The organism is Limimaricola sp. G21655-S1, assembly GCF_027213785.1.
GTDB lineage: Bacteria > Pseudomonadota > Alphaproteobacteria > Rhodobacterales > Rhodobacteraceae > Limimaricola.
Window position 1 is genome coordinate 1 of record NZ_JAPWGO010000206.1, and the last position, 275, is coordinate 275.

At 58.2% G+C, this 275-nt stretch carries 1 pseudogene; it reads left to right on the forward strand.

What is annotated here, in order from left to right:
• Positions 1 to 9: 9 nt before the first annotated feature.
• Positions 10 to 275: pseudogene (locus O4G76_RS20470) on the forward strand (DNA methyltransferase); the annotation flags it as partial.

Here is a 275-nt window from a genome sequence, read left to right on the forward strand (position 1 = left end):
AGACAGGCCTTGCAGGACGAACTGGAACAGCTCGACTACTATCGCGAAGCCAACGTGTTCTGGGTGCCCAAACCCGCGCGCTGGAGCACGCTGAAGGAAAAGGCCGTGCTGCCGGTGGGCACGGTGCTGTGGCGGGACGATGCCGGTAACGATGTGAAGCTACGCTCCGTCTCCTGGCTGATCGACAACGCCTTGGAAGAAATCGAAAAGAGCAACGCCAAGCTCAAGGGCATTCTCAACCGCATCAGCCAGTACCAGCTGGAAAACGACAAACT